5 protein-coding genes and 1 pseudogene are annotated in these 7,352 nt (G+C 67.7%); 3 read left to right on the forward strand and 3 right to left on the reverse strand.

What is annotated here, in order from left to right; translation table 11 throughout:
- The first annotated feature begins 182 nt into the window (after nt 1-182).
- From HC022_RS15310 to HC022_RS15320, 3 genes and pseudogenes are all read left to right on the forward strand, one after another.
- Nucleotides 183-1,187 carry a zinc-binding alcohol dehydrogenase family protein gene (locus HC022_RS15310; RefSeq protein WP_217704006.1) on the forward strand — a complete coding sequence of 335 codons (1,005 nt, stop codon included), beginning with the start codon at nt 183-185 and terminating at the stop codon, nt 1,185-1,187.
- Nucleotides 1,184-2,284, forward strand: coding sequence for a D-mannonate oxidoreductase (locus HC022_RS15315; protein WP_008885565.1), 1,101 nt, complete (start codon nt 1,184-1,186; stop codon nt 2,282-2,284). The genes HC022_RS15310 and HC022_RS15315 overlap by 4 nt, the downstream gene beginning before the upstream one ends.
- A gap of 1 nt (nt 2,285) precedes the next feature.
- A pseudogene (locus HC022_RS15320) lies at nt 2,286-3,782 on the forward strand (UxaA family hydrolase).
- Nucleotides 3,783-4,519: 737 nt separating this feature from the next.
- Here HC022_RS15320 and HC022_RS15325 read toward each other — a convergent pair.
- Genes HC022_RS15325 through HC022_RS15335 form a run of 3 tightly spaced genes read right to left on the reverse strand, consistent with a single transcriptional unit; the run spans nt 4,520 to nt 7,250 of the window.
- Entirely contained in the window at nt 4,520-5,515 is a 996-nt protein-coding gene (locus HC022_RS15325) for a Gfo/Idh/MocA family protein (protein ID WP_167453029.1), read from the reverse strand.
- The gene (locus HC022_RS15330; protein WP_167453030.1) at nt 5,512-6,399 is read right to left on the reverse strand and encodes a sugar phosphate isomerase/epimerase; all 888 of its coding nucleotides are present in this window, start codon (nt 6,397-6,399) and stop codon (nt 5,512-5,514) included. The genes HC022_RS15325 and HC022_RS15330 overlap by 4 nt, the downstream gene beginning before the upstream one ends.
- Before the next feature lie 17 nt (nt 6,400-6,416).
- A complete protein-coding gene (locus HC022_RS15335) occupies nt 6,417-7,250 on the reverse strand; it encodes a carbohydrate ABC transporter permease (protein ID WP_167453031.1) in 834 nt (277 codons plus the stop codon).
- Nucleotides 7,251-7,352 lie beyond the last annotated feature (102 nt).

The following is a 7,352-nucleotide window of genomic DNA, read 5'->3' on the forward strand; positions in this document are numbered from 1 at the left end:
CCGGGGGCAAGCGCGCCGAACGAGGCCAGCGCGCTGTTCACCGCCGCCTTGAAGGTCTGGTTCTGTCGCGACATCGCGTGCCCTCCCGCAATTCCATCTTGAGGTAAAGGTATTTTATTTATAAAAAACCGTAAAGACCGTGCGCGACTCCCCTCGCCACCCGTCAGCCTATGGAGGACCCCATGACCGCACCCGAGATGAAAGCCCTGCTGTGTGACGAGCCGGGCAAACTCACCTGCGTGACCCGCCTGCGTCCCGAGGACAAGCCGGGCCACCTGCGCATCCGCATCGAAGCCATCGGCATCTGCGGCACCGACTACCACATCTTCGGCGGCAACCAGCCCTTCCTGCAGTATCCTCGCGTCATGGGGCACGAGCTTTCGGGACGGGCCATGGCGGACAGCGCCGACGGGCGCATCAAGGAAGGCGATCTGGTGGTGGTGAACCCCTACCTGACCTGCGGCGAATGCCGGGCCTGCCAGATCGGCAAGCCCAACTGCTGCTCGAACATCGCGGTGCTCGGCGTGCACACCGACGGCGGCATGTGCGAAGAGATCGTCGTGCCCGAGGGCAACCTCTACCCGGCGGGCGACCTGAGCCCGCAGGCCGCGGCCATGGTCGAGTTCCTCGCCATCGGTGCCCACGGCGTGCGCCGCTCGGGTCTGGGCGCGGGCACGACGGCGTTGATCGTCGGCGCGGGCCCCATCGGCGTCGGCGCCGGGCTCTTCGCCCACATCGCCGGGGCCGAGGTCACCCTGCGCGACACCTCGCCGGACCGCCTCGCGCTGGCGCAGGCGATCATCCCCTCGGCCAGGGTCGAGCTGGTCTCCGAGATGGCCGACACCGTCTATGACACCGTCTTCGACGCCACCGGCAACATCGGCGCCATGAACGCTGGCCTCAACTACCTCGCCCACGGCGGCAACTACGTGCTGCTCTCGGTGGTGAAGGGCGATCTGAACTTCGCCGACCCCGAGTTCCACAAGCGCGAGACCACGCTCTTCGCGAGCCGCAACGCGCTCAAGGTCGATTTCGAGCACGTCATGGACTGCATGGCCAGGGGCCTTGTCCCGGTCGACAAGATCGGCACCCACCGCACCACCATCGAGGGCGCGGTTGAGGACCTGCCGAAGTGGGCGCAGGACCGCGGCACCGTGGTCAAGGCGCTGATCGAGGTGGCCGCATGAGCGTGACCCCCATCGTCCAGTTCGGCACCTCGCGCTTCCTGCAGGCGCATGCCGACCTGTTCTTCGCCGAGGGCAAGCCCGCCCGCGCCATCACCGTGGTGCAGAGCTCGGGCGATGCCTCGCGCGCCGCGCGGCTGGGTGCGCTGGCAGCCGAGGACGGCTACCCGGTCCGCATCCGCGGCCAGCAGGACGGCAAGGTCGTCGATGAAGAGCGCCGCGTGACCTCGGTCAAGCGTACGCTCTCGACCGCCACCGACTGGGCCGAGTTGTCGCGCGTGGTCTCGCAAGAGGCCGAGATCATCCTGTCCAACACCTCGGATTCGGGCTTCGACCCGAAGCCCGCCGACGACAAGGCCCGCCCCGATCAGGCGATGTCCTACCCCGCGAAGCTCTTCCATCTGCTGGCCGGGCGCCACGCGGTCGGGGGCAAGCCGCTGACCATCTTCCCGATGGAGCTGATCCCCGAGAACGGCACCGTGCTCAGGACCCGCGTGCTCGAGATCGCCGCCGGTCAGAAGGCCGATCCGCAGCTGGTGCGCTGGCTGGAAAGCTGCCTCTGGGTGAACAGCCTCGTCGACCGCATCGTCTCGGAACCCATCGAGCCGGTGGGCGCCGTGGCCGAGCCCTACGCGCTCTGGGCCATCGAGGCGCAGGAGGGGCTGGCGCTGCCGGTGGTGCATCCGTCGGTCGAGCTGGTCGAGGATCTCGAAGAGATCGAGCGGCTGAAGCTGCACATCCTCAACCTTGGCCACACCGCCATGGCCGCCTTCTGGATGGAGGGCGAGGCCGCTCCCGACGCCATCGTGCGCGACCTGCTCGCGGGCGAGGTCGGCGACCGGGTCAAGGCGGTGATGCAGGCCGAGGTGCTGCCGGGCTTCGCGCTGCGCGGGCTCGGCGCCAAGGCCGAGGCCTATCTCGCCGTGACGCTCGAGCGTTTCGCCAACCCGTTCCTCGATCACCGCATCGCCGACATCGCGCAGAACCACGCCCAGAAGCTCGAGCGCCGCATCGGCGCCTTCCTGGCCTGGGTGCGCGAGGTCGAGCCGGGTTACGAGGCCCCGGTGCTGGACGCTCTTTGTGCAAGAGAGGACGCCTGACATGTCAGCCCCCACGATCATGGTCCTCGACCCCACCGACACGGTGGCGGTCGTTCTGTCGGACATGGACGCAGGTGAGACCCGCGACGGCATCACCGCGCTCGAAGCGATCCCGCGCGGCCACAAGGTGGCCCGCAAGGCGATGAAGGCGGGCGATCCGGTGCTCAAGTACGGCCAGGTCATGGCGGTGGCGAGCGTCGACATTCCCGAGGGCGCCCATGTGCAAGTGCAGAAATGAGCGCGGCCCGAGGGCAGCAACGGCATCAGCGCCGCGCAGGCGCGCCTGCCCGAGGAGCCGACGCGCAACACCTTCCAGGGCTTCGCCCGGCCCGATGGGCGGGTGGGGACACGCAACTACATCGGGGTGATCGCCTCGGTGAACTGCTCGACCACGGTGTGCGACGCCATCGCGGCCGAGGCCAACCGGACGCTGCTGCCCAAGTATCCAAACGTCGACGGCTTCGCGCCCATCGTGCACGACCAGGGCTGCGGCATGGCAAACCAGGGCGAGGGCTTCGACGCGCTCGTGCGCACGCTCAAGGGTTACCGCGACCACCCGAACTTCGGCGGCGTGCTGATCATCGGGCTGGGCTGCGAGGTCAACCAACTGACGCTCTACAAGCCCACGGAGTGGACCAGGGAGCGCTTCAAGACCTTCAACATCCAGGAGGTCGGCGGGTCCCAGTCCGCGGTGAAGCGGGCGCTCGAACTGCTCGAGCCCATCGCCGCCATGGCCAACGAGGACACGCGCAGCGAGCAGCCGGTGTCGAAGCTGACGCTCGGCATGCAATGCGGCGGGTCGGACGGCTTCTCGGGGATTACCGCGAACCCGGCGCTCGGCGTGGCGTCGGACATGCTGGTGGCCGCGGGCGGGACCTCGATCCTGTCCGAGACGCCCGAGATCTACGGCGCCGAGCACCTGCTCATCGCGCGTGCCGACGAAGCCACCGGCCAAAAGATCGAGGACATGATCGCCTGGTGGCGCGACTACGCGTCGAAGAACGGTGCCTCGCTCGACAACAACCCGAGCCCGGGCAACAAGAAGGGTGGGCTGACCACCATTCTCGAGAAGTCCCTGGGTGCGGTCGCGAAGGGCGGGCTGGCGCCGCTTTCGGGCGCGTTCGCCTATTCCGAGAAGATCGACACCCACGGCTTCGTCTACATGGACAGCCCCGGCTACGACCCGGTGGCGGCGACGGGGCAGGTGGCCTCGGGCGCCAATCTCATCGCCTTCACCACGGGGCGGGGCTCGTGCTTCGGTGCCAAGCCCGCGCCGTCGATCAAGCTGTCGTCCAACTCGCAACTGGCGCGCTCGATGGCCGAGGACATCGACATCGACTGCGGCGGCGTGGTCGAGGAGGGCGTCAGCCTGACCGAGATGGGCCAGCGCATCTACGACCTGCTGCTCGACGTGGCCTCGGGCAAGAAGACCATGTCCGAGGAGTTCGGCTACGGCGACAACGAGTTCGTGCCGTGGAAGATCGGCGCGGTGCTCTGAGGTCCTGAGGCCGGGCGGTGCGTTTGGCGCGTGGCGCTGTGTGCTTGAGAGGGGCGCCGCGCGTCCTTCACAAGGGCGGGGTGGCGCGGTTGCCTGACGCGTTTCGGAAACGTTGAGACAACAAAGGGCGCGGCACGCAATGTGCCGCGCCCTTTTGGTTCCCCGGAATGGGCCCCGCTGCGCGATTGCCGCAGGGCGTCTCACGATTTTCCTGAACCAAACACGACGCAACGACGTTGCTTTGCGCGCCTCGTCCGTCCCGGAGGCTGCCAACAGACCACGCCCGAACCCCGCCCGCGCGGAACGAGGCCGAAGGCCGCCGCGCATCGCCGGCCCGCCCCCCGGGCTGGCGATCTGGCCGGGCTTGGTGCTGCGTGTCGAGGTCCTTTGGACGTGGCCGGGATAAATCGAGAGGTTCCGAGGCCGTATCGCCAACCCGCGGCCCGGCGATGCGCGGCTCTCGTTGGGCGAGGCCTTGGGGGCTCGTGTGCCTCGGCGAGGTGCAGCGCGCTTCACGTGCCTGAGCGGCTCGGATGACGTGCCGCTTGGGGGTGGAGGAAAGCGATGTTCCCGGCGGGATCGCGTGGTACGCTGATCGGATCGCGAAAAGACCCGCGCTTTCGGCGCGGGTCTTTCTTGTCTTGGCCATCGTTTGAACTTGTCTGTCGCCGAGGCTTGGGGTCCCCCGCGACGCCCGGACCAGCCTCGCCCCGATCCGGGCCCGACCCGGTCCGAACTCAGGCGCCGATCTGCGAGATCATCCGTTCCAGCCGCTCCATCGCGCGCACGCCGTCGCCGATGTCGGGCACGTCGCGGCTCTCGCCCTTCAGCACCGCCGCCACGTCCGCCAGAAGCGCCGCGTAGCCCTTGTGATCCTCGTTCGCCGCCGCCGTGAAGTTGGGCGTCCAGCTCAGCGTGTCGCAGGCGGGATCCAGCACCGCGGCGGGGTCCGCCGCCTTGAACGGCGGGTCGCGGTAGAGCGCCACGTTGATGATGTTGTCGACGTGGATTCGGGCGTGATCGCCCATGATCCGGATCTCCTCCATCGGCGTGCCGCGCGACTGCACCGTGCCCATGACGATGTTGCCGATCTTGCCGCCCTCGGTGGTGAAGTTGAGGTGCAGCAGAAGCTTGCCCGGCTCGGGCGAGACCGAGCGCACCTGCATGTCGCCGAAATCCTCGCCCGCGAACCACGGGATGAGGTCCATGTAGTGCACGCAGTGGTGCAGGTAGAAGCCGGTGTAGTCGACCTCGCCCTTGAAGTAGGTGGGCGCGGTCATGTAGGCGCCGGTGATCCCCAGCACGTCGCCGAACTCATCGCCCTTGAGGATGTTCATGGCGATCTTGTTGCCGGTGGAATAGCGCTTCATGAACCCCACCATCACCGGCTTCCCGGCCTTCTCGGACGCCTGCGCGATCTCGAGCGCGCCGGCCGCGGTGGCGGCGGGGGGCTTCTCCATGAACACCGGCAGCCCCGCCTCGAGCGCGGCCAGCGTCGCGATCCGGTGCAGCTCGGGACCCACCGCCATGCCGATGGCATCAAGGCCGGGCGTCTTGATGAGCTCGTGGAAATCGTCGGTGAGATGCTCGACGCCGTACTCGGTGGCAGTCTTCTTCAGCGCATCGCCGTCGCGGTCGCAGAGCGCCGCGATGTTGATGTCGTTGCGCCCCATCTGGGGCAGAAGCATCTGGCGGGCGTGGGTGCCGCAGCCGATCCAGCCGATATTGATCATTGGTCCACCTCTGCGAGGGTCAGGGCATTGCGGATGACGCCGAGGCCGGCCATGAGCTTTTCGCTCTCGTCCTCGCGCGGGGCGCGCCAGTGCGCGATGGGCAGCGCGATGCGGTCGTCGGCGCGGCGGAAGGGCTCGAGCGAGATCGGGCCCGCGTAGTTCACCTGCGCCAGTGCGCGCATCACCGCGGTCCAGTCGATATGGCCGGTGCCGGGGTGGCCGCGGTGGTTCTCGTTGGCCTGGAAATGCACGATCCGGTCGCCCGCCATGCGGATGGCGTCGGGGATCGAGCGCTCCTCCATGTTCATGTGGAAGGTGTCGAGCATCAGCTTGAAGCCGGGGTTGTCGACCGCGTCCACCACCTCGCAGGCCTGCCGCGTGGTCGACAGGATGTCGGTCTCGAAGCGGTTCAGCGCCTCGACGGCGAAGGTCACGCCGGCGGCCTGCGCCAGCGGTGCCACCTCGGAGAAGGCGCGGATGGTGCGCTCGGCGCGGGCGGCGATCTCGTCGTCGCTGCGCGGCACCGGCGGGCGGCCGGCAAAGACCATGGGCTCGCCATAGAGCGGCCCGCCGACGACGCCGCCGCCAAGCTCGGCCGCCACGTCGATGCAGAGCTTGAGGTAGTCCATGCCGCCCTTCTGGTTGGCGGGATCGTCCGAGGCGACCGAGCGCTGCTGGTTCACCCGCGCCGCTAGGACCACGAAAATGCCCGCGTCGGCGGCGGCCTTCTTCACGTCGGCGATGGAGAGATCGTCCTCGGGCTCGGGCACCAGCAGCTCGACGAAGTCGAAGCCGAGGTCCGCGGCCTTCTGGAAGTAGTGCAGGTCCTTGCCGGCGAACGGCCGGATGAACTGCATGGAGATGATGCCGATGGGGTTTTTCAACAGGGGGGTCCTTTCCGTCAGCCCTTGACCGCGCCTTGCGTCAGGCCGGAGATCAGTCGTTTCTGCACCAGCAGGAAGAGCACGGTGGCGGGCATGGCGCCCACGATGCCGCCGGCGGTCAGCAGGCCCCATTGCACCTCGTATTCCCCGATCAGCGTCTGCACGGCGACGGTGATGGTGCGGACTTCGCGTCCGCCGAGGGTGAGGGCGTAGAGATACTCGTTCCAGGAGGTGATGAAGATGTAGATGCCGGTGGCGATGATCCCCGGCAGGCAGAGCGGCAGCACCACGCGGCGCAGGGCCTGCAGGCGGGTACAGCCGTCGGTCATCGCCGCCTCGTCGAGCGAGCGCGGGATGCCGTTGATGTAGCTCACCATCATCCAGATGGAGAAGGGGATCGCCACGGTGGAGTTGGCGATGATGAGCGCGAGGTGGGTGTCGAGCAGGCCCAGCACCCGCATCAGCACGAAGAGCGGCAGGATCAGCAGCACCAGCGGGAACATGTTGATGAGCAGGAACTGCAGCATCAGGATCCGCTTGCCCTTGAAGTTGAAGCGCGAGAACGAATAGGCCGCCGTGATGCTGAGCGAGAGGCCCACGACCACGGTGCCGACCGCGACGATGAGGCTGTCGAGCAGGTTGTCGGCAAAGCCCACCGTGCGGAAGAGCCGCGTGTAGTTCTCGATGGTGGCGTCGAGCAGCGAGGGCCCCTCGGTGAAGAGCGTCTCCTGCCGGCTGATCGAGGTGAGGAACATCCACAGGTAGGGCCCGAGGGTGAAGGCGAGGATCGCCAGCATCGGCAGGTCGACCGTCAGGATGCGCTTGAGTTTCGTGGGTTTGTGCAGGGCCATCACTCCACCGCCTTTCCGGTACGCCGCAGGTAGAAGAGAACCACGACCATCAGCAGCATGGTGAAGAGCACCGCGATCGCCGAGCCGTAGCCGAAGTCGAGG

The organism is Salipiger sp. HF18, from assembly GCF_011806505.1.
Lineage (GTDB): Bacteria > Pseudomonadota > Alphaproteobacteria > Rhodobacterales > Rhodobacteraceae > Salipiger > Salipiger thiooxidans.

Bases quoted from the DNA above. Each gene is read 5' to 3' on its own strand.
- HC022_RS15310 (WP_217704006.1), top strand. From the start codon at position 183: ATGACCGCACCCGAGATGAAAGCCCTGCTGTGTGACGAGCCGGGCAAA.
- HC022_RS15315 (WP_008885565.1), top strand. From the start codon at position 1,184: ATGAGCGTGACCCCCATCGTCCAGTTCGGCACCTCGCGCTTCCTGCAG.
- HC022_RS15325 (WP_167453029.1), bottom strand. From the start codon at position 5,515: ATGATCAATATCGGCTGGATCGGCTGCGGCACCCACGCCCGCCAGATG.
- HC022_RS15335 (WP_167453031.1), bottom strand. From the start codon at position 7,250: ATGGCCCTGCACAAACCCACGAAACTCAAGCGCATCCTGACGGTCGAC.